Raw genomic sequence first — 21,737 nt, 5'->3', positions numbered from 1 at the left:
GATACCGCACCCGGAACAGGCGCGGTGGCGGTGCTGTCAGTGCAAAATAAGGTTAGCTGGTGCGAGTGTGATTCTTTTTGATCATCGCATACAACTCATCCTTGAGATGCAGCCGACGCTTTTTCAGAGTTTCAAAATTGCTGTCGCTGGTGGGGATCGAGCGATTTTCGAGGCCCCGCACCTGATGGTCCAGTTCGTGGTACTCGGCCGCCATACGGGCAAACCTGGGGTCTTCGGTTTTTAACTGGTGGATCAGCTCCCGATCGTCGGGAAAGTCATTTGCCAAACTGTGGTTTGGGATATCTGACATACTTGTTAACCTCCGTTAAAAAGAGCAATCGCTGCTCGAAACAGGCTCGACTCGCCATGTGCGGGGTATGGATAGTGGATGTAAACGGACAACCGGGCGAGCGGATACGGTGCATGCAACCGGAACCCCAAAACGAGAAGATGCAAACGTGACTGCCGGCCGCTTTGCGGTTTGTCGACCCTGTTGGCGCGCAAACCGGGCCGGCGCGCACTGGCGCCCAGGCCGGCGATATAGCGCTAGTGTAAAGAGTATCGCCGGGAGCTGCCAACCCCTGGGGTTAACACTTTCGTTATAACCAAAGCCGGGCTAATTCAGCCACTCAACCAGAAGCTTTAGCCATTGAACCGGTAGCCGCGACCACGAAACGGGAGCCTCAGCCGCAAAACGAAAGCCTCACGGGAACTCAAGCTACCAGATCCGGAGTTCGGCCATACTGCTTTCAAAGAGCTTGTACTGGTTGCGGCCGGCCTCTTTGGCTTTATACATGGCGATATCGGCGTTGCGTTTCAACGTCACCAGGTCGGTGCCGTGGTCGGGATAGAGACTGGCGCCGATGCTGACGGTGACTTTCAAACTACGATCGTCGATGTCGACATCCTGCTGTAGCGCCTCAATAATGTGACCGGCAATGACTTCAATGGCCGCTATTGCGGTGACATCCCCCACCAGCACGACGAATTCGTCACCGCCCAGGCGGCACACCAGGTCCCCCGCCCGCACCACATTGAAAATCCGCGCCGCAACCGACTTCAGCAACTCGTCGCCGATATCGTGGCCGAGGGTGTCGTTGATGTTCTTGAAATTATCCAAATCCAGCAACAGCAGCGAACAGCGGGTCTGGTTGCGCTTGGCGTGAGCGACGGCGGTGGCGAAATGCTCATTCAACAGCGAGCGATTGGGTAGACCGGTCAAGGCATCGTGAAAGGCGCGGTAGCGAAACTCTTCGGCCAGTTTTTCCAACTCTGCGGTGCGCTGCCTGACCTGCTTTTCCAACATGGTATCGCGCTGGTCGATATAGTCGAGCATGCTGTTGAACGCCTGCGCCAGTTCGCCGACTTCATCGTCGCTGCTGAGGCTGGCGCGAATTTTATAATCGCCGGTATCGGTCACCCGGCGCGACAGCTCGTTCAAGTGTTTGATGGGGCCGGAAATCGTGTTTTGAATCACCAGGGAGACAAAGAAAGCGACCAGGCTCGCCAATACGAAAGAGGCGCCGGCATACCACAGCGTGCGGGTAATACCCTCGGTCACCTCGCGGTTGCTCACCCAACTGGTGACAGTGCCGATCTTGGTACCGTCGACAACAATATCGCGACTGAACAAGGCGACACCGGGATAGCGGCCGGGGCCCGAAGAACGCCCGCCGACCACCGGATAGCCGATGTCTGACTCGCGGCTGTGGTACTCCGCAAACACCACATCGTCACCGGTGAACACCAGCGCCGCGAGAATGGAGGGATCGGCGGCCAGCGATCCCAACAGTTCCCCGGCCGACACCGCATCCTCAAAGATCATCGCAGCCGAGATGTTTTTGCTCAGAATATCCAGTTGGGCATTGATCCGATGTTCGCGGTTGCTCTCAAGCGACTGCAAATCGTAGTAGATAAAGGCACCCACGATCACCGTCATAGCAATTGCGGTGGTGGCCATGGATACCAGCATCACCTTGCCGCTGATCCGCAGACCACTCAGCACGGGACGTCCCTGTACCGGGCCGGCATCCAATCGATCAACCTCCAGCGCTTGTGTGCAGCCGGTTACTGCAGCTCCACCACGCCCTGCTCTATTTTTGCCTGCCAGGTTTGCGGCCCGGTTCGATGCACGGATTCGCCATCGGAACTGACCGCAACGGTGACCGGCATATCTTCGACGCCGAACTCATAAATGGCTTCCATCCCCAGTTCGGGAAAGCCCACGACCCGCGCCGATTTGATGGCCTGGGCCACCAGGTAGGCGGCTCCACCGACGGCCATCAGGTATACCGAGGCATTGTCCCGGATCGCCTCGATCGCTGCCTGGCCGCGCTCGGCCTTGCCGATCATGCCGAGCAGGCCGGTCTGCTCGAGCATGGTGCGGGTAAACTTGTCCATGCGCGTTGCGGTGGTCGGGCCCGCCGGTCCCACCACTTCGTCGCGCACCGGATCGACCGGTCCTACGTAATAGATGAACCGACCGCTTAAATCCACCGGCAGGGATTCCCCTTTGGCCAGTAAATCCACCATTTTCTTATGCGCGGCGTCGCGGCCGGTCAGCATTGTTCCGGACAACAGCAGAGTCTCACCCGGCTGCCAGGTTTTTACGTCCTCGGCGGTAACCGTGTCGAGGTTTACGCGCCGCACACTGTCGCCGACTTCCCAGACGATTTCCGGCCAGTCCTCGAGCCGCGGCGGTTGCTGCAGCGCCGGTCCCGCGCCGGTGAGGGTGAAATGGGTGTGGCGGGTGGCCGCGCAGTTGGGAATAAGCGCTACGGCTTTGTTGGCGGCGTGGGTGGGGTAGTCCTTCACTTTTACATCCAGCACTGTGGTCAAACCGCCCAGGCCCTGGGCGCCGATACCCAGTGCATTGACTTTCTGCATCAGTTCCAGGCGCAACTGTTCGGCGCGGTTGGCGGCGCCGCGTTCGGCCAGGTCGTGGATATCGATCGGGTCCAGCAGCGCCTCCTTGGCCAGCAACATGGCTTTTTCGGCAGTGCCGCCGATGCCGATGCCAAGCATGCCCGGCGGACACCAGCCGGCGCCCATCTGCGGCACCACCTGCAGCACCCAGTCGACCACGGAATCCGAAGGATTCAGCATCGCGAACTTGCTCTTGGCTTCGCTGCCGCCGCCCTTCGCGGCAACGTGCACCTCCACCGTATCACCCGGCACCAGTTCGTAATGGATCACTGCCGGTGTGTTGTCGCCGGTATTTTTTCGGGCGCCGTCCGGATCATCGAGGATAGAGGCCCGCAGCACGTTATCGGGATGGCCGTAAGCCCGCCGCACGCCTTCATTAACCATATCCGTTACGCTCAGGTCACCGGCCCACTGCACCTGCATACCCACCCTCAGAAAGACTGTGACGATGCCGGTGTCCTGACAGATCGGCCGGTGTCCCATGGCACACATGCGGGAGTTGATCAGTATCTGCGCCATGGCATCTTTGGCGGCCGGATTGGCTTCTCTCTGATAGGCCCCGTGAACCGCTCGAATAAAATCCGCGGGGTGATAATAGGAGATAAACTGCAGCGCATCGGCAACGCTGTCGATGAGGTCGTCTTGGCGAATCACGGTTGTCATGGAAATACATCTCTTATTCGATTGGGGTGGTAGGATGCCGGCGGCGAACCCGGCGTGCGGGCAGAAATTTTACACCAAGCACTGCCGCAATGCCCGGCTCGTCAGATAACGCAATGGGCTGCTCGTCAACTACATAGACCAAGGTTCTGCCGGTTGCAATAAGTTGTTTGTCATAAAGTCAGGCAACAGGACGGTGCAAGACACTGACGCGGGAAAATCCTGTCTCTATTGTCTTGCAATCGGCCCAGACGGGATTACACTGCAAGTAATAGTTGTCACTGCTGTGAGTTAGTAAAACCCGAATGGCGATGCAAATTGAGCCCTGCCCGTTTTGTCAGAGTAGGCACCTGCATTTCAGCAGTCACCTGTTTTCTCACTCTGTCACCTGTGAAAGCTGCAAGTCCAACGGTCCGCACCGGCGCCTGCTAAAAGATGCCGTAGAGGACTGGAACTATACTGCCAGACTATCACGAGAGGGCAGCGGTGTAGCGCCTGCTCCGGTATTCCAACAACCTGCCACCGACACCGGATCGCTTAAGGGGTTGAAGCCCGTCCGCCCTGTTGCACCTGCTGCTGCAGGCGCAACAGGTCCCGATTGATATTGCGCCGGTAGGCGTCTATCGCCTCGATGGCTTCTTCATTGGTCTTCACGCGCCCGGCGATATCCGTCTGCAGACGACCGAGCTGCTGATCCAGCCGATTGGCCTGGTCGACCACAGACTGCAACTGCTGGCGCTGGGCAACCAAATCACCGGCGACCCGGTCCACTTCCGCCTGGCGCGCGCTGGTCTGGGATTCCAGCGCTGCAACGGACGCCGCCTGCGCCGAGCTGCTGGCCAGTATTTTTTGCGTCTCCGCGGCCGTCGCCTTAAACGACTTGTCCAAGGCTGCGAGCTGCTCCTTGTTGTCGGCGATGGCTTTGCGGTTGCGGTCGTGGGCGACGCCCCAGAGCTTGCGTATCTCCGAATCCGCCCACTTCAGTTTGGCGCGAATCGCAGTGACCGACTCGGTGGATTCGTCATCGGACAGCTCCAGCCGCTGTTCGAGGCTTTGAATGCGCTCGTCGGCCTGTGCCAACCGATTCTGCAGACCGAGTGTCTGCCAATAGACAAAACCCGCCAGGCCCAACCCGGTCAGCGCCAGCAACAGGGCAAAGGGCGTCAGGGACGAACGCTGCACTCGGGTCGGCGGCGGTGTGCCGCCGTGATTCGGTGGCGGTGGGGGGCGGACTTTGGTCCGCTGCTGGTGGGAAGCGATTTCATCACGGTCAGGGGTGATATTGGAAATCGTCGGCTCTCTTCGCTCCGGGGTCATGGAAACACTCAATTACAATACATACAATTACGATGCCTGGTTCTGGACAACGTAGTTTGGATACAGTTTCGGACATAGTCCGGGTACAGCCTGCACGGCGCAACCTTGTCCCTACACGGTCGTTCTAGGACTGCAACAGTATTTCAGCAATGCCTCAACAATGTTGCAACCCTATTTCGACCGTATTTAAACTGTGTTTCAACGACGTCCCATTAACACAGGCGTCGTCTCTCAGCTTAATCGGCGCACTGCGCAGGAACGCTCTGCCCGCCTGTAATCGATACCGGCGCTGGCGCCCGAATTGCCATCGGCGCAGGAATCCTTAACGGCGTTAGTATCCAGTATCTGGCGAACGGCTGCCAGTGGCTTTTGTCTAGAGTGCGACCAACAGCCCAACTAAAACGGCGGTCAGCACCAAACTGCTGACAATGACCCCCTGCACCGTAGTCATCGGACCTTGCTTGCCCGCCAGCGCATTGACCTCCAGCGCCGCCACCAGTGCCAGCGCCACCCACATCCCGGTGCCGCCGCCATTGGCCACCAGCAGGTGATCGCCCTGATAGCCGAGATGGGGCGAGGCGAGCATACAGTAAGCCATGGGAGCGGAAAACAGGGTGTTGGTGCGCGACGCCAACAACGCCTTGGCGGCCGCCTGTGGGCCGTCGCCGCCCTCGACCAGGCCCAGGGCAATTTTCTGGTTGGGCCAGATGACCAACCACACATTCAAAAACATCAAAATGCCGAGCACCACGCCGATCACGATATAGTCATTGATCAGAGAGCCGTGCTGCAGACCCACCAGCAACACCACGCCGGTCAGGAAGGTCATCATGGCCCCCCAGCGGAACCACCAGAGCGCACTGGGCGCCAGCTTGGCTTTGGCATCGCTGAGGGCTTCCGGCGAGGCCTTTTTGAAGTAACCACCCTGCACAAAATTAAAGTAATACAGCAAACCGATCCAGGCGATCCCGAACAACAAATGCGCCCAGCGAAATAAAAATACGATCAGATCTCTGATTTCCATTGGTAATTCCCCACTGTATAGATTGTTATTATTAGTCGTAGAGCTGCGGCTAATGCGCCTTTATACCAAGATTGCGACGCTAATTGCAAAGTCGTAACTGTAGCAGTCAGTAACGTGGGACAAAGCACTGCGCATCGGCAAGTGCCTGTCCCACTGCCGCCACTGCCGGACAATCGGCGGCGATGACGGGCCAGAGGTTGGCGCCCGGGGGATCAGGCAAAATTGCCGTTGACAAACTCCCAGTTGACCAGGGACCAGAAAGCCTTCAGGTAATCGGGCCGCACGTTGCGGTAGTCGATATAGTAGGCGTGTTCCCAAACATCCACAGTCAACAGCGGTGTCACCGCAGAATCCGTTAGCGGCGTGCCGGCATTGCTGGTATCGACGATAGCCACTGTGCCGTCAGCCTGCTTGACCAGCCAGGTCCAGCCGGAGCCGAAGTTGTTGACGGCGGCGTTGGTAAATGCCTCTTTGAATGCCTCGAAGGAACCGAAGGCGGCGTCGATAGCGGCGGCTACCGGGCCCGTTGCGACACCGCCACCGGCGGGGCTGAGGCAGTTCCAGTAAAAGGTGTGGTTCCAGACCTGGGCGGCGTTATTGAAAATGCCGCCACTGGCGGACTTTACGATATCCTCCAGCGCTTTGCCTTCAAACTCGGAGCCCGGCAACAGACCATTGAGCTTGGTGACGTAGGTCTGGTGGTGTTTGCCATAGTGGAACGACAATGTCTCGGCGGAGATATGCGGTTCCAGGGCATCCTGGGCGTAGGGCAATGCGGGTAACTCGATGCTCATATCAGACAACCTCTAGATAGATATTCAAGATAGGTTTGGTTCAGTAAGTGCGGTTCATTAAGTTACGGTTCAAGCGGCGCTATGGTTTAAGCAAAGCTACCATTCAAGCAGAACCAAGGTTCAAACAAGACTGATTTTCAAACAAAGCCGCTGTTCAAACAAAACTAAGGCGCAAGCGAAGGACACCATTTCATTAACAACGCCTGCTTTGTTGAGAACGCCTGCGAACTCTGCCAAAACCTTTTTATAAAGTCAATGCTTTACAAATTTATTAAACAGAAAAAAAGCGGCCGTTAACGGCCGCTTTCTCTGTCTGCGTGGACAGCGCTTACATCATGCCGCCCATGCCGCCCATGTCGGGCATAGCCGGCGCTGCAGCCGGCTTGTCTTCGGGCTTGTCAGCCACCATGGCTTCAGTGGTCACCATCAGACCGGCGATGGAGCCGGCAGCCTGCAATGCAGTACGGGTAACCTTGGCCGGATCGAGAATACCCATCTCCAGCATATCGCCGTACTCGCCGGTGCCGGCGTTAAAGCCGTGGTTGCCCTCGGACTGGCGGATTTTTTCAGCCACAACAGAGGCCTCTTCACCGGCGTTGGCAACGATCTGGCGCATGGGGGCTTCCATGGCGCGACGGGCGATATTGATACCGGCCGTTTGATCATCGTTGTGGCCTTCCATACCTTCGATGGCCTGCACGGCGCGAATCAGTGCTACGCCGCCGCCGGGTACCACACCCTCTTCCACAGCCGCGCGGGTTGCATGTAACGCATCTTCAACGCGAGCCTTCTTCTCTTTCATTTCCACTTCGGTGGCAGCGCCCACTTTGATCACTGCAACACCGCCGGCCAGCTTGGCGACGCGTTCCTGCAGCTTTTCCTTGTCGTAATCAGAGGTGGACTCTTCGATCTGCACGCGAATCTGGGCAACCCGGGATTCGATGTCCTTGGCTACGCCGGCGCCGTCGACAATGGTGGTGTTTTCCTTGGACATGGTGACACGCTTGGCCTGGCCGAGGTGTTCCAGGGTGGCCGACTCAAGGTCGAGGCCGACTTCTTCGGAAATCACAGTGCCGCCGGTCAGAATGGCGATGTCCTGCAGCATGGCTTTGCGACGGTCGCCGAAGCCCGGGGCTTTACAGGCACCAACCTTGACGATGCCGCGCATGTTATTGACCACCAGTGTGGCCAGGGCTTCGCCCTCCACGTCTTCGGCGACAATCACCAGCGGCTTGCCGGCCTTGGCGACATTCTCCAGCAGCGGCAGCAGCTCGCGGATATTGGAGATTTTCTTGTCTACCAGCAGGATGTAAGGATTTTCCTGCTCGGCGCTCATATTGTCCTGGTTGGTGATGAAGTAAGGGGACAGGTAACCGCGATCGAACTGCATACCTTCAACCACGTCCAGTTCATTGTCCAGGGCATTGCCTTCCTCGACGGTAATAACGCCTTCTTTGCCGACTTTTTCCATCGCTTCTGCAATGATAGTGCCCACGGATTCGTCGCTGTTGGCAGAGATGGTACCTACCTGGGCGATGGCTTTTGAATCGGTGCAGGGCTGAGCGATGGAGTGGATGTGAGCAACTGCGGCGGTCACAGCTTTGTCAATGCCGCGCTTGAGGTCCATGGGGTTCATACCGGCAGCCACCGACTTCAGACCTTCGTTGACGATGGTCTGTGCCAGCACAGTGGCAGTAGTGGTGCCGTCACCGGCGTCGTCAGAGGCCTTGGAGGCCACTTCCTTCACCATTTGCGCACCCATATTCTCGAACTTGTCTGACAGTTCGATCTCCTTGGCCACAGACACACCGTCTTTGGTTACGGTGGGCGCGCCGAAGGACTTGTCGAGTACCACGTTACGGCCTTTGGGGCCGAGAGTGGCCTTGACCGCGTCGGCCAGAATGTTTACACCGGCCATCATGCGCTGGCGGGCTTCATCACCGAATTTAATATCTTTAGCTGCCATATTCAGTTCCTTAACTCTTCTCTATCTTCGTTTACACCCGGCTGTGTATTTCCAACTGAGCGGTACTTGCAACCAAGTACGTTCACAACCAGATGCGTCTCTATACCAGATGCGTCTCTATAACCCGATAAACTCACTCGACGTGTGTACGAGGCCTGGCTCGGGGTTTATTCGACGACGGCCTTGATGTCGCTCTCGCTGAGGATAACCAGCTCCTCACCGTCGACTTCAATCGTGTCGCTGCCGGCGTACTTGCCGAACACCACTACATCACCCACCTTGACGTCTACGGGACGGACTTCGCCGCTATCCAGTACACGGCCGTTACCCACGGCAACGACTTCCCCCTGATTGGGCTTTTCCTGGGCAGAACCCGGCAATACGATTCCGCCGGCGGAGGTAGCTTCTTCTTCCTTGCGGCGAACCACAACTCGATCGTGTAACGGACGAATATTCATGGACTTGGTCTCCAAAACTATCTTTATCAATCACTCGTTTCTACGTCGTCACGGGCACAGCCCCTGACATTGAAGGCCTATATGGTGCCGCCCGACAGACTTTCAAGCCCCAGGTCACCGGGCCAGTTTCTGCGATTGGCTCCTCCAGCACACTGTTGCCGGGCGGAGGATAAAATCTAGGTGTAGGCCAAGATGGGGCTGGTTTTGGGAATTTCAACACCGGGGTGAAAAAAAAATACGGCAACCCGGGCTGGTGCCGACCGATGGCGCGCCGGCAGTCAGTCGTGGCGCTTGAATTCGCCTTCCAATGTACGCGAATCGGGGGGCCGGCGGGTCGACTGCCAGACCGCCACCCGCGGCTGCAGGCGTCTAACCATTAGCCGGCGCGAGACCGGCAGCAGGCAGGCGAAGCCGACGGCATCGGTGAGAAAACCGGGGGTCAACAGCAGTGCGCCGCCGAAGGCGATAAACAGCCCCTCGATCACCTCCTGGGCCGGAATCTCCTCCATCTGCAGGCGCTGGCGGGCCCGCAACAGGGTACTGAGCCCCTGTTGGCGCAGTAGCCCCACGCCGACCACGGCGGTCAGTATCACCACCGCGATCGTAAACAGGGCACCGATCTGGCTGCCCACCTTGATCAATATCCATATCTCGACAATGGGCACGGCCACAAACAACAGCAACAAACTTCTCACAACTTCCCCCCGGGACGCAGCGCTACCAGACGTAGCCCACCCCCACGCTCAGTTTGGTGTCCGATTTACGCTCATCCTGCTGGGGCATATTGTCGTAATCGTATTCCACCTTGAATTCTGAAAACAGACCCGCCCCCAGGGGCACATTCAAGCCGGTGTCGGAGTCGAACTCCCAGTCGCCGCTGTCCTCGAAGGAGTAGAATAACTCATTCTTGTGCACCAGCGACGCCGACAGCGGCAGCTTGTAGCGAAAATTGGTGGCCCAGCGCCAGGTAACACGGCTGCTCTCGCGCTCGAACCCCTCGCTGTCACCCGGGCTGCGGTTAAACAGCTCCTTCAGGTAAGAGACCCCGGACTCGAGCGACAGGGTCTTGCGATCGGTTTCCCAGAACTGGTACCCGAGGCCGCTACCGAAGGCGTAACGCTCATCGATATTTTTCGACTCGTCCATACCGAGGCCAAGGTCGTTGACCAAAAACCAGCGCTCCTGAAAAAACCACGACAGCCCGTAGGTGAAATCGAACTCCTCCTCGGCCGCCTCGTCGTTAGTGGATTCGCTCTCAAATTCGACCCCGAACATATGGCGCATATCGCCGCGGCGAAACTCCACCTCGGAATCCACCTCCCAGTCCTCCTCGCGCCGGTTGCCGCGGGTGTGGGTGCCCGCCACGGATAACTTGCCGCGGTAGGTGTGGGCGCCGTTGAAGTGATCCTCGTAGGGCAACAGACGCTCCAGCGCCGCCAGCGGCACCCGCCCGCTGGAATGGTCGGCGCAACTGAACTGCAGCTCCTCGCCGCGCGCGCCCACCACGGCGCAGGGTTCGGAGTGGCCGTCCATTTTCACCAGGGTGGTGGTCGAGAGGCTTTCGACCCGATCCTGGGCAATCGACAGCGTGCCGAAAGAGTCGGATTTCCAGGTGATTTTTTCATCTTCCAGCTTGACCAGGTCGCCCTGCAGCCGGTCGCCGTTTTTTAATACCAACACCCCGGCGACCGCCACGGGTGACCCAAACGGTATACACACGAGCACCAGCACGAGTAACGCCAATCGTAACGACAGGGGCTGCGGACGCTTCACAAGCAAAACCTCATTCGCCAAAATGGCCCCATTCTAACCGATTCACCCCGCAAACCGGGAGACCCGGACCACAGTCCCGATTTACCGCATTACCGAACAAATAGCACAATGAGCCGCTTATGACCGATGAAGACACCAAACGCCGTATCTATCAGGTGGTCAGTATGATTCCCCCCGGCCGTGTCGCCACTTACGGCCAGGTCGCCGAGTTGGCCGGTCTGTCGCGGGCGGCGCGCCTGGTGGGCACCACCATGAGCCGCCTGCCAAAAGACACGCAACTGCCGTGGCACCGAGTTATCAACAGCCAGGGCAGGCTCTCACTGCCGCCGGACTCGCCCGGCTATGCGCGACAGAAAGATCGATTGCAGCGCGAGGGGGTCGAGTTTATCGGCGAGCGCTTGAGCCTGCGCCAGTTTCGCTGGCAGCCCTAGCCGGGATAGTGCAGGGTGTCGAACCAATCGGTAGACAGTAGACGCCAAAGCCGGTGTTGGGTGCTTGTGTTATAGATCGATTAGCATTTCAGACCCGATCACACTTTGTACCTGTGCCGTTTGATACCATACGCGGCCTGGTCATCGATCACTACCCGAGAAGCCGGTGCAACCGGTGCCGGCCAATGATCGGTGACCAGTGCTCAAGATTGCCGGCGCGATATCCGGGCAGCCCGGGCCAGACTGCAGGGCAACAAACGCTTTAAGCGTTTGACTCGCTACCACAATTCGTTAAGGTGGGCGCACCACTTTCCCCCATTTGGATTATAAATGGCTGACTCGGCAATCCAGAATGCGATCTTCAACCGCCGCACGTTAATTTGTATCTTCACCGGCTTTAGCTCCGGGTTACCTTTTTTCCTGCTTATTCAACTGGTGCCGGCCTGGCTGCGCAAGGAGGGTGTGGGCCTGGCGGAAATCGGTCTGTTTTCCCTCGTCGGCCTGCCCTATGTGTGGAAGTTTGTGTGGTCGCCGCTACTCGACCGCTTCCAGTTGCCGCTGCTCGGGCTGCGCCGCGGCTGGATGCTGCTGAGCCAGTTTTTGCTGCTGATCTCCATCGCCGCCCTGCCCTGGCTCGACCTGCACGAATCGCTCTGGTCGATTGCCTACCTGGCCACCGCAGTGGCTTTTTTCAGCGCCACCCAGGATATCGTGCTCGACGCCTACCGCCGCGAGCTGCTGCCCGATGCCGAACTGGGGTTCGGCAATTCCGTTCATATCAACGCCTATCGCATGGCCGGCTTTATCCCCGGCGCGCTGTCGCTGATCATGGCCGATCACTTTTCCTGGCAGTTCGTGTTCGGGGCCACATCGCTGTTTATGCTGATCGGGATGGTGTTGACGCTGGTCATCAAAGAACCGGTGCACGACTTTCACCCCGACACCCTGCACGACGCCGTGGTCGATCCGTTCAAAGAGTTTTTCAGCCGCCAGGGGGTACGCCAGGCGCTGTGGATTCTGGCGTTTCTGTTTTTCTATAAGCTCGGCGACAATATGGCGACCGCGCTGTCGACGCCGTTTTATATCGATCTCGGTTTCAGCCTGACCGAGATCGGCCTGATCGCCAAGAATGCCGCCCTCTGGCCGATGCTGTTCGGCAGCATCGCCGGCGGTATCATTATGATCAAGATCGGCATCAACCGCGCGCTGTGGTTGTTCGGGCTGGTGCAACTGGTATCGATCCTGGGTTTCGCCCTGCTGGCCCACGTGGGGGCCAACAACTGGGTGCTGGCCCTGGTCATCAGTTTCGAATACCTCGGCGTGGGTCTGGGCACGGCCGCCTCGGTCGCCTTTATTGCCCGCACCACCAGCAAGCACTATACCGCCACCCAGTTTGCGCTGTTTACCGCCATCGCCGCCCTGCCCCGCACCCTGGCCAATACCACCACCGGTTTTTTGGTGGAGCAGATCGGCTGGGAAAGCTTTTTCTATCTCTGCGCGGTGCTGGCGCTGCCGGGCATGGCGCTGCTGATCAAGGTGGCGCCGTGGCACGAGCACCCCGTCCCCACCACCCGAGAGGCGACACCGTGAGCGCGATCCTGCAGGTCAGGTCGCTGACCAAGCACTTCAAAGACGTGCAGGCCGTCAATGGCCTGTCGTTTGCCATCGAGCCCGGTACCTGTTTTGGTTTGCTGGGACCCAACGGCGCCGGCAAGACCACCACCATCGAAATGATCGAGGGTATCACCGAGCCGAACAGTGGCGAGATTCTCTACAAAGGCAAACCGCGGGACGGCAGCTTTAAGCTGGAAACCGGCATTCAGTTTCAGTCCACGGCGTTGATGGATTACCTGACGGTAACAGAGGTGTTGGATCTGTTTTCCCACCTCTACCCCCGCGTCCTGCCGCGGCAACAGTTGGCGGACCTGTGCCACCTGGGTGACTTTCTCGACCAACCCGCCGCCAAATTGTCCGGCGGCCAGCGCCAGCGGGTGTTGCTGGCGCTGGCACTGATCAACGATCCGCAGCTGGTGTTTCTCGACGAACCCACCACCGGGCTCGATCCCCAGTCGCGACGCGCCTTCTGGCAGTTGATCGAGGACATTAAAAGCGCCGGCAAAACCGTGGTGCTGACCACCCACTATATGGATGAGGCGGAGCAACTGTGCGACCGGCTGGCGATTATCGACCACGGCCGGATCATCGCCGAGGGCTCGCCGCAACAACTGCTGCAACAGCATTTCGATTACGTGTTCGTCTGCATCGACCGGCAGGACTTTCCAGCGCACCTGGACCCGGCGACACTGGCGCCGTCAGACGCGCCCGCCGGCGCCGGGGCAACACCGCCCGGTGTCGTCGCCGTCAACGGCAGCCAGGTGGCCATCAAAAGCCATGCCGTGGAGGAGACGCTGGAGCAATTGATACAGCAGCGGGTGAAATTGAACTCGTTGCGGGTGCGCAACCCCACCCTCGACGATCTGTTTCTCAAACTCACCGGCCACAGCCTGCGCGAATAATCCCGACCGGGGCAAAGCTGTTTACAGGCGCTGACACCCGCAGCGAACCTTTTCACTTAAAGCGAATTTTTCCATGAAGCAACTACTGGCACTGTTTTTCGCTCGCAACAAGGAGTACTACCGGGATCGGGCTTCGCTGATCTGGTCGTTTGTCATGCCGCCGTTAATCGTTGGGGTAGTGGCGCTGGCATTTGCCGACGGCGGCCAGCCGCTGTTTAAGGTCGGCCTCAGCGGCGACCCCGGCAGCAGCTTCGCGCAGCCTCTGCGCGCCGATTACATCAGGACCATCAACTACAGCGATCACGCCGCCGCGCTGATCAAGATACAGCACCACCAACTGGACCTGTTGCTGGCCGCCGATCAGCCCGGGCGGTACTGGATCAACCCGACCTCCCAGCGCGGTCAGGTACTGGAGCAGTTGTTGCTGGCCACCCACCCCGACTGGCAACGCCAGGAGGCCGCGGGCCGCGCCGTGCGCTATGTGGACTGGGTGATACCCGGGATTCTGGGCATGAACATCATGTTCAGCGGTCTGTTTGGAATCGGTTATGTGATTGTGCGCTACCGCAAAAACGGTGTTTTAAAGCGCCTGCAGGCGACACCGGCAACACCGTTTCAGTTTCTTACCGCCCAGGTGCTGTCGCGCCTGATCATCATGATGATCGTCAGCGCCCTGGTCTATGTGGCCTGCGACCTGTTCCTGGACTTCATCATGCTCGGCCGTTACCTGGACCTGTTATTGATTGCGCTGGTGGGCAATATCGCCATTCTCTCCCTGGGCCTGATCGTTGCCAGCCGGCTCGCCAGCGAGGAGTTGGCCAACGGCCTGCTGAACTTTTTCTCCTTCCCGATGCTGTTGTTGTCGGAGGTGTGGTTTTCGCTGGACGGGGCGCCCGCGTGGTTGAGCCAGGTCTCGCAACTGCTGCCGCTCACCCATCTGGTGCAGGCCGCCCGCAGCGTTATGCTCGAAGGGGCCGGCCTGGCGGCAATCGCCCACCACCTGTGGGCAATGCTGGCGATGGCCGCCATCTTTCTGGGGGTGTCGGCGGTGCTGTTTCGCTGGCGTTGAGAGGCTGCCCGGGCAATCGGGCTAATCCCGAAAGTTTGTAAACTGCAGCGGCATATCGATATCCGCCTCGCGCAGCAGCGCCATCACCGCCTGCAGATCATCGCGCTTTTTGCCGGTGACACGCACCTGGTCGCCCTGAATCTGGGCCTGGACCTTGAGCTTGGCATCCTTGACCAGCTTGACGATACGCTTGCACAGCGCGCTGTCCAGCCCGGTGCGCACCACCACCTCCTGTTTGATCTGCTTGCCGGAGGGCTGCGGCTCGCCGGCCTCGAGGCAGGCGATATCGATCTTGTTCTTGTGCAGGCAGGAGCTGAGCACGTCGTACATCTGGGTCACCTGGAAATCCACCTCGGCGGCAATGGTGACCTGGTACTCATTGCGCTCAAAACTGGCGTCGACGCCTTTGAAGTCAAAACGGTTGCCAATCAGTCGATTGGCCTGATCCACGGCATTGGTCAGGGTATGCAGGTCCACTTCTGAAACAACGTCAAATGAAGGCATGGGTGCTCTCTATCGGGTCTATGGTTCTAGTTCTAGGTTCCTGGGTTCTATTGGCGTTTTCCAGTACTCTGGCCAGCAAGCCTTTTCACCCAAGACAGGTTTTGGTGTCCGTAATCAGACCGGTCCCGCCTATCGGATCACTCGCTGCGAAAGCGGCTTACGATAAAAAAGGGCGCTGATTATAACCTTCCTGGCGACCTAGCTACAGCCTGGAAACTGTGACTGGATTGAGCGTGTGAGTAACTTAAGGATGAAAAATAAGAGGGGGAATAAGACCCCCACCGGCCGCGCACAAGTGCAGTTCAATGGTTCTAGTGCTAGTGGCGCATCCCTGCCGTGGTTGAGGAGAACTGTAAATTTGTACAGTGCGACCGGTGAGGAATTTAATGATATGCCTCTGCCCGAGCCTCGTCAAGCAATTCTTCCAACCGGATTGTAATTAATGCAAGATTTTTTAAGCACCTTAAAAACCCGCATCTACAAGGGATGTGATTACTTACATACAAAATGAATAAACGGCTTTTGCCAAGGCCCGGCGGCACGCTGCACAAACGCCGCCAAAGCGGCGATTAAAGAAAAAGCATGCCCTGAGCGCGCTCCCAACAGCCGCGACAGTACCGGCAAATCAGGCCACCAGCGCCCGCATCAACCGACTGAGCTGTCGCGATATAGTGTCGGGCCGGAATTGACCAGGTACGGCTATGGCCTGGCACTCGAGGTGTTGCAGGGTACCCATAATCAGCTCCGCATCCGTTTCCGGTTCGGCGGTACCGAGCCGCCGGCACACCGCCACAAAGTCGGCCAGAAAGCGGCTGCGCAGCTTGTGAGCGAGTTCGCGCTGCGATTCGTCCAGGTGCAGATCGAAAAAGAAGGTCATTTCCACCGCCACGCCCTGGGGATGCTCACGGATATGGTGCTCGAGATAGTCGGTCATAGTGCGCGCCAGGCTGTCGGCGATCTCCCGGCGCACCGCGGCATCGGCCAGTGCCGCCTTATCGAAGCGGTCCAGATAGTCCAATGCCGCTTGTAAGTAACCGCCCGCTTCGCGGTGCAGGGCATCCTTGTAGTGGGTAAAAGCCTCGGCCACCAGTTGGCTGAGATCTTTGAAGTAATAGGTGGTGAGGGACAGGTTGACGCCGGCCTCCCTTGCCACTGCGCGATGGGTCAGGGCGCGATAGCCCTGATCGGCAATGACGCGTAAAGCGGCCTCGAGAATCTGGCGCCGGGTCTGCTCGCCTTTAGCGCGGCGGGGTTTGGTGCTTGTTCCGGTGGAGTGGGTTGGTGCCTGTCCCTGTGGTGTTGGTGCAGTGCCTGTCCCTGGTGGTGCCTGTCCTGGTGGTGGTGGTCCTGGTGGTGGTGCTGTTGGTGACGCCTGTTGAGCCCCCGTACCCGGCGGGCTTGATGCCTGTCCCTGTGTGGGAGTGCCTGTCCCAGCAGTAGTGAGAGTGCCTGTCCCAGTAGTGCCTGTCCCAGTAGTGCCGCCAGTAGTGCCTATAGCGGTCTCCTCACTCTCGGCGCGGCATGGTTTAGGCCCTGTAGTGGTCTTTGAACTGTCTTTGTACTGCATTGGATCGCTACTGATTGCTATTTCACTGCCATATTTCGCTGTTTTACCGAGTGATTTACCGGGACAGGCGTCACAGTCACGCCCGCCGCCAACAGGTATCGATAGCACTCGCTTCGGGACAGCCCGCCGGCCCTGAGCCTACACGATCAGGGTAACCAAGGCTAACAGGCACAACCACAGCATCAGGGTCCGCGACAGCAGCGATTGCAGGGCCCGCAGCTCATTTTCCGAGACCTCCTGCGCCACCTCCTCGCCGATGGTCAGGGCGCCGCGGATTGCATGCATTAACACCTTCGCCGAGGGGCTTTCGAAGCAGGTCATAAACGCTCGCCACTGCTGGATACAACCAACAAAATTTCCAGTCAAGGCAAACGAGCCGCCCAACAACCGCACCGCCGGCCACTCCAGCAACCACAGCCAGCGCCTGGCCGCGGACTCCTCCTCGCGACTTTCCTCGCTAATCTCATCGCCACTCCCCTCGCCGTTCTCCTCATCGCTCTCATTCCCATCACTATCCTCGCCAGTACAGGACGCCAGGTACAGGGAACTGAGGCGATAAAGTAGCGCACCCGGGGGGCCCAGCAAGACGAACCAGAAAAGTACGGCAAACATGCGCTCAAAGCCGCGGTAGCCGGCGGCGGCCAGCAGCGGTTCGTGCAGGCTCGGCCAATCTTCATGGGTTGTATCTTCCAAAGTGGCGCCCAGTTGCCGGGCTGAGGCCACCGCCGCCGGCCAGTCGCGGTCGCTCCAGGCGCTCAGGTACCCCTGTAAGGAGGCAGAGAAGTCGCCGCGGCCGAGGCTGTAGAGCAGCACCGGCACGGCAATCAGTACCTCCAGCCAGGCCCCGAAGGCGGTCACTATGTCAATCGCCACCACCAGCGCCAACAGCGGACCCGCCAGCGCCAGAATCAGCACCAGCGGTGGGGTTGCCGCCAACCAGGGCTGCTTTTTCAGCCATCCCACCCAGCGCCGAAACCATTGATCGCGGTGCAATGGTGCCCCCGACCCCCATAGCTGGACCAGACCCAGCACAATCAAAATCGTCAGCAGTAACATGACGGTTTATTCAACTCCCCAATAGTGATGTTTAGTTATTTTTCCCAGTTAGGGCTCTCTCTGCCAGTCCAGTACACTAACCTGCCAGTAGCTCCTCCGGCGGCAGGGTGCGGGGACGTAACTTCAGTTGCGTCCCCTTAGAATGGTGCCACTCCCCTCCATCAAAGCACCACCACCTGTCACTCCGATCTTCATTCATCTCTTTTTCGACATCGCAACAACGGACGGTAGCGCTGGTAAAAAGCCATATGATCCGCCTCGACGGCTCGGTGCTATTCCGCCCAGCTAAACAAGATCGGCCCGATAGCGACGCCAGTCGAAACCGGCACCGGGATCAGTTTTGCGGCCCGGTGCAATATCGCTGTGTCCGGCAATGGCCTGCGGCGTCAACTCGGGGAAGGCTCCCAGTAACGCCCGGGTGACCGCTGCCAGCTCGCGGTATTGCTCGTCAGTGTACGCGTCGACATCCGTGCCTTCCAGTTCGATACCGATGGAAAAGTCGTTGCAATTGTCCTGTTGCTGATAACAGGACGCGCCGGCGTGCCAGGCGCGGTCGAAACAGGAAACGAACTGGGTCACCCCGCCGTCGCGGGCGATCAGCAGGTGGGCGGACACCCGCAAGTCCACCAGGGTCTGGAAGTAGGGGTGCTCGGACAAGTCCAGGCTATTGGTAAAAAACCGCTCAATATGACCGCCGCCATAACGCCCCGGCGGCAGGCTGATGCTGTGAATCACCAGCAGGCTGACCGAGGCCCCCGGCGGACGCCGATTGAAGTTAGGGCTCACTACACGCTGTACACCCCGCAGCCAGCCCCGCTTATCGATGGTATAAGTGGAATTCCCGACAGCCAAATACACCTCCCGACCCAGCCGTTGGGGGCTCATTAGACAGGTATTTTGGAGAGGGGTCCAGTGTCGGGGACAGCTTCAAAGAGTATTAACAGGCCCTGAGTAAGTGCTCTTAACTACTGGTCCTGGATTTGCGCAGGTTGCCGATCACCGACTCCAGCGCCCGATCAAACAGCATACCGTCATCCAGCAGGCTCAGCGCCCCGGATTGCATGGCCGCGGCCAGGCTGTCGCGGGTTTTCTCGGCCACCTTCACACCGCTGCGATTGACAAAAATATACTTGCCGGTGGGTTTGATAATGGCTGCCAGGCGACAGCGATAACGCTTGTTGTTCTCATCCACCATTTCAAACCAGGTGCCCTGGGTCAGCCTGTCGATCTGTTGCAATTGCCGGCAGTGGGATTGCCTGGAGGCTTCGCCACTGACCGGCATATGCTCCGACACCACGCTGGCGGCCGGCGCTTGGGGCGTCTCCGGTGGCAGTGTCGCTTCGGCGTCGCCATCGATATCCGACACTGCCGGGCCGCCGAGGGCGGCGTCAATTTCCGCATCCAGTGCATCCATCAGGGCGGCGTCGGCGGTTGAATCAATCGCATCCGGCTCGCTGTCGGCAACGGGCGCTGGCGGTATTGCGGGCGCCGGACTCGAAGTCGGACTCGGACTCGGGCTCGGCGCCGGTGCTCTGCTCTCGGTGCGCGAGGTTGATTGAGTCTTCGCAGAGGAAGTTGCAGGGGCTGGCGATGCCGGCGCCGCCTTGGCCGCGGCAAGCGACTCCGCTCTCGGGGCCGCCGCTGGAGCCGCACCAGTTTCTCTGGACACTTCCGCCCTCGCGGAAGCTGCCGGGTCGGCGGCAACGGGCGTCTCAGCTTCGGCTGCTTTAGGTTCGGGTTCAGGTGCCTCCGCGGCACGCAGTTGAGCGATATGCAATATCTCGAGCTGCTTGAACAACTGTGTCATCTCAAACGGGTTGTAGGAGACACTTTCCAACCCCTGACGCAGCCGTTTCAGCAGTTTCGGCACCAGTTGCAACATTTCCTGGCGATGCTGCGGGCCCGGGGTGGCATCGATACTCCAGATCAAGTCGTCGACCACCTGCAAACCGTCTTTCCAGTCCTCGCTGTCGGTGCCCTGCTTCAGGCAAACGAGAAACAGCACATTGCTCCAGGCATCGCGCAACAGTTTTTCCACCACCGGGGGCAGTGCCAGACCATCAGTCTTCTCACTCAGCGCCTGGGTTACCCGGGCTCGTGCCACCTCGGCCTTGGCCTTGCCGTCCTCGGCGTCGATGGTGCGCTGCTCCAGCAGCGTGGCACGGCGTTTTTCTTTTTCCACAAAGGAGACAAAATCTGCCAGCACCTCGGCGAACAGTTCGACATCAGAGCCGAACTCACCCAGTATGCGCTGCACAATAGACTCGACTTTGCGGTACAGGGGGTCCTGGCGCTGGCCGTCGTCCTGCCAGCCGAGGCCAGCGGTGGCCAACTCGTTCAGCAGGCGCCGGGCGGGGTGGCCGCCCTTGTTGAAGAACGACTTATCGGAGATGGCAACTTTGATAATCGGAATCTGCAGCCGCGCGATCAATCCCTTCATAGGCTCCGCGAGATTGCGGTCGTCGAGGATAAACTCGAACATCATATTCACCAGGTTGATCACATCGTCGTCAACCTGGCCGATATTCTGCTGGCGGTCCTGGCTTTGCAGCAATTGCTGCAACAACTGGCGCAACTGCAGTTGCGGCACCAGGCCGCCGCCGGCCACCCCGCTACTGAGTTGCTGCGACTGGATGCCGGACAGCAGGCCGATCAAATCGCCCGAGCCGAGTGCGGGGCCCGCGGCTGGGGCCGCCCCCGGTGCTGTGTCGCCGCGCTGGTTGGCCAGCAACCCCCGCAGCGTGTGCAAAATTTCGTTGTCGGCTGCCGCGTCCTGGGCCGGCGCCATACTCTGTGCCGGCGGCGCCTGACGCTGCGCGGCCGGTGGGGGCGCGGCGCGGCCGGACCCGGGTCGGCGGCGGCTGCGCTGGCGTAGCGAAGGCAGAATATTTTGTTCGATCAACGCGTTGTTGAGGGCTTGGTAAAACTTGCCCAGATGGGCCACCACATAGTTATCAAACAGTTTGAACAGGACCAGTTTGGCCTTGATATCGATCGCCAGTTCCTGGGCCGTATCGGCGAAGGCGCGGCAGACCACATCGGGGCCAAACGGATTGTTTCTCGGGTAGACCTTGACCGGCACCAGACTGTCCAGGCGCAGGGTCAGGTGTTGGATGGGTTCGGCGTGGCGCTCGCTGGCCTTGGCGATCATGCCGTCCGTGGCGACCAGTTGCTCCAGCTCTTCGTTTTGCACCAGCGATAGGTTATCGAGGGAGTAGGCGTCGTCGGCGTCCGCTTGCGCGGCGGCATGTTGCTGATTGGCCAGGAGTGCGAATGCCTTGTCGATGGCGGTGCCAAAATCCGCTTCCATGGCGCGGCGGCGGATGCGCACTTCGCGCATAGAGTCGAAATAGAGGTTCTGATCCTGGTTGCTGGCCGCTTTATCGGCCAGTTCAAACAGGGCGTCGTCGGCGTTATCGAACAGCCTTCTGAGCAGACCCAGTAACAGTTGTTTGCCTTTGTCCTGCAACTGGTGAACAGGCGCCGGCAAACGCGCCGCCTGGGCGCGGTAATCCTGATTCTTCGACTTCAAAGGTACCACCTTCGCCGTGCCAGACATATTTTGGCATCTCCCCTCAACCTAAAAGTCTTACTGCGAGCCAGGCGGGCTCCCCACAACACAGACGGTGGTAGCGGGTTCCCGATTTCCGGATATATTTGGGAGTATAATCAAAGCC

At 59.1% G+C, this 21,737-nt stretch carries 21 protein-coding genes; 6 read left to right on the top strand and 15 right to left on the bottom strand.

Annotation, left to right across the window (positions count from 1 at the left end):
• Positions 1-52: 52 nt before the first annotated feature.
• The 3 genes from FKG94_RS11525 to FKG94_RS11515 all read right to left on the bottom strand — a co-directional run bounded on the left by FKG94_RS11525 (position 53) and on the right by FKG94_RS11515 (position 3,588).
• Positions 53-310: an HP1242/YdcH family protein gene (locus FKG94_RS11525; RefSeq protein WP_142904380.1), complete on the bottom strand. Its 258-nt coding sequence runs from the start codon at positions 308-310 to the stop codon at positions 53-55.
• A 408-nt stretch (positions 311-718) separates the two neighbouring features.
• Positions 719-2,035 carry a sensor domain-containing diguanylate cyclase gene (locus FKG94_RS11520; RefSeq protein ID WP_142904379.1) on the bottom strand — a complete coding sequence of 439 codons (1,317 nt, stop codon included), beginning with the start codon at positions 2,033-2,035 and terminating at the stop codon, positions 719-721.
• A gap of 32 nt (positions 2,036-2,067) precedes the next feature.
• Positions 2,068-3,588 (bottom strand): fumarate hydratase, encoded by a 1,521-nt coding sequence (locus tag FKG94_RS11515; RefSeq protein WP_142904378.1) that lies wholly within the window; start codon positions 3,586-3,588, stop codon positions 2,068-2,070.
• 302 nt (positions 3,589-3,890) lie between these two features.
• Here FKG94_RS11515 and FKG94_RS29535 point away from each other — a divergent pair, with 302 nt between their 5' ends.
• A complete protein-coding gene (locus FKG94_RS29535; protein ID WP_142904377.1) occupies positions 3,891-4,187 on the top strand; it encodes a Lar family restriction alleviation protein in 297 nt (98 codons plus the stop codon).
• Here FKG94_RS29535 and FKG94_RS11505 read toward each other — a convergent pair.
• From FKG94_RS11505 to FKG94_RS11475, 7 genes are all read right to left on the bottom strand, one after another.
• Positions 4,123-4,902: a hypothetical protein gene (locus FKG94_RS11505; protein ID WP_142904376.1), complete on the bottom strand. Its 780-nt coding sequence runs from the start codon at positions 4,900-4,902 to the stop codon at positions 4,123-4,125. The two genes, FKG94_RS29535 and FKG94_RS11505, sit on opposite strands and share 65 nt — an antisense overlap.
• Positions 4,903-5,275: 373 nt before the next feature.
• Positions 5,276-5,926 (bottom strand): urate hydroxylase PuuD, encoded by a 651-nt coding sequence (locus FKG94_RS11500; protein WP_142904375.1) that lies wholly within the window; start codon positions 5,924-5,926, stop codon positions 5,276-5,278.
• A 212-nt stretch (positions 5,927-6,138) separates the two neighbouring features.
• Positions 6,139-6,720: a superoxide dismutase [Fe] gene (gene sodB, locus FKG94_RS11495; protein ID WP_142904374.1), complete on the bottom strand. Its 582-nt coding sequence runs from the start codon at positions 6,718-6,720 to the stop codon at positions 6,139-6,141.
• A 328-nt stretch (positions 6,721-7,048) separates the two neighbouring features.
• On the bottom strand, positions 7,049-8,686 hold the full coding sequence (gene groL / locus FKG94_RS11490) for a chaperonin GroEL (RefSeq protein WP_142904373.1): 1,638 nt from the start codon (positions 8,684-8,686) through the stop codon (positions 7,049-7,051).
• A 167-nt stretch (positions 8,687-8,853) separates the two neighbouring features.
• On the bottom strand, positions 8,854-9,144 hold the full coding sequence (locus tag FKG94_RS11485; RefSeq protein WP_142904372.1) for a co-chaperone GroES: 291 nt from the start codon (positions 9,142-9,144) through the stop codon (positions 8,854-8,856).
• A 278-nt stretch (positions 9,145-9,422) separates the two neighbouring features.
• On the bottom strand, positions 9,423-9,839 hold the full coding sequence (locus FKG94_RS11480; protein ID WP_142904371.1) for an FxsA family protein: 417 nt from the start codon (positions 9,837-9,839) through the stop codon (positions 9,423-9,425).
• A 22-nt stretch (positions 9,840-9,861) separates the two neighbouring features.
• On the bottom strand, positions 9,862-10,917 hold the full coding sequence (locus tag FKG94_RS11475) for a DUF481 domain-containing protein (RefSeq protein WP_142904370.1): 1,056 nt from the start codon (positions 10,915-10,917) through the stop codon (positions 9,862-9,864).
• Positions 10,918-11,036: 119 nt separating this feature from the next.
• On the opposite strand from FKG94_RS11475, the gene FKG94_RS11470 reads away from it, so the two are divergent.
• From FKG94_RS11470 to FKG94_RS11455, 4 genes are all read left to right on the top strand, one after another.
• Entirely contained in the window at positions 11,037-11,348 is a 312-nt protein-coding gene (locus FKG94_RS11470; RefSeq protein WP_142904369.1) for an MGMT family protein, read from the top strand.
• 330 nt (positions 11,349-11,678) lie between these two features.
• Positions 11,679-12,938 carry an AmpG family muropeptide MFS transporter gene (locus FKG94_RS11465; RefSeq protein WP_142904368.1) on the top strand — a complete coding sequence of 420 codons (1,260 nt, stop codon included), beginning with the start codon at positions 11,679-11,681 and terminating at the stop codon, positions 12,936-12,938.
• Positions 12,935-13,864 carry an ABC transporter ATP-binding protein gene (locus FKG94_RS11460; protein ID WP_142904439.1) on the top strand — a complete coding sequence of 310 codons (930 nt, stop codon included), beginning with the start codon at positions 12,935-12,937 and terminating at the stop codon, positions 13,862-13,864. Before FKG94_RS11465 ends, FKG94_RS11460 begins: the two co-directional genes overlap by 4 nt.
• A gap of 73 nt (positions 13,865-13,937) precedes the next feature.
• A complete protein-coding gene (locus FKG94_RS11455; protein ID WP_142904367.1) occupies positions 13,938-14,933 on the top strand; it encodes an ABC transporter permease in 996 nt (331 codons plus the stop codon).
• Between the two features lie 21 nt (positions 14,934-14,954).
• Here FKG94_RS11455 and FKG94_RS11450 read toward each other — a convergent pair whose 3' ends face one another.
• Both FKG94_RS11450 and FKG94_RS29195 read right to left on the bottom strand, forming a co-directional pair.
• Positions 14,955-15,437 (bottom strand): YajQ family cyclic di-GMP-binding protein, encoded by a 483-nt coding sequence (locus FKG94_RS11450; protein WP_142904366.1) that lies wholly within the window; start codon positions 15,435-15,437, stop codon positions 14,955-14,957.
• Positions 15,438-16,062: 625 nt separating this feature from the next.
• Positions 16,063-16,653 carry a TetR/AcrR family transcriptional regulator gene (locus FKG94_RS29195; protein ID WP_281284233.1) on the bottom strand — a complete coding sequence of 197 codons (591 nt, stop codon included), beginning with the start codon at positions 16,651-16,653 and terminating at the stop codon, positions 16,063-16,065.
• Positions 16,654-16,718: 65 nt separating this feature from the next.
• Here FKG94_RS29195 and FKG94_RS29190 point away from each other — a divergent pair, with 65 nt between their 5' ends.
• Positions 16,719-16,877: a hypothetical protein gene (locus FKG94_RS29190; protein WP_246125095.1), complete on the top strand. Its 159-nt coding sequence runs from the start codon at positions 16,719-16,721 to the stop codon at positions 16,875-16,877.
• Positions 16,878-17,142: 265 nt separating this feature from the next.
• Here the strand turns inward: FKG94_RS29190 and FKG94_RS11440 are convergent, their stop codons facing one another.
• The 3 genes from FKG94_RS11440 to FKG94_RS11430 all read right to left on the bottom strand — a co-directional run bounded on the left by FKG94_RS11440 (position 17,143) and on the right by FKG94_RS11430 (position 21,619).
• Positions 17,143-18,060 carry a transcriptional regulator gene (locus tag FKG94_RS11440; RefSeq protein ID WP_142904364.1) on the bottom strand — a complete coding sequence of 306 codons (918 nt, stop codon included), beginning with the start codon at positions 18,058-18,060 and terminating at the stop codon, positions 17,143-17,145.
• A 285-nt stretch (positions 18,061-18,345) separates the two neighbouring features.
• On the bottom strand, positions 18,346-18,912 hold the full coding sequence (ampD, locus tag FKG94_RS11435; RefSeq protein ID WP_246125086.1) for a 1,6-anhydro-N-acetylmuramyl-L-alanine amidase AmpD: 567 nt from the start codon (positions 18,910-18,912) through the stop codon (positions 18,346-18,348).
• A 109-nt stretch (positions 18,913-19,021) separates the two neighbouring features.
• Positions 19,022-21,619, bottom strand: coding sequence for a DUF1631 domain-containing protein (locus FKG94_RS11430; RefSeq protein WP_142904362.1), 2,598 nt, complete (start codon positions 21,617-21,619; stop codon positions 19,022-19,024).
• Positions 21,620-21,737 lie beyond the last annotated feature (118 nt).

Origin of the sequence: Exilibacterium tricleocarpae (assembly GCF_007004655.1) — a bacterium.
GTDB classification, from domain to species: Bacteria; Pseudomonadota; Gammaproteobacteria; order Pseudomonadales; family Cellvibrionaceae; genus Exilibacterium; species Exilibacterium tricleocarpae.
This window is presented reverse-complemented; position numbering and strand designations above follow the sequence as displayed.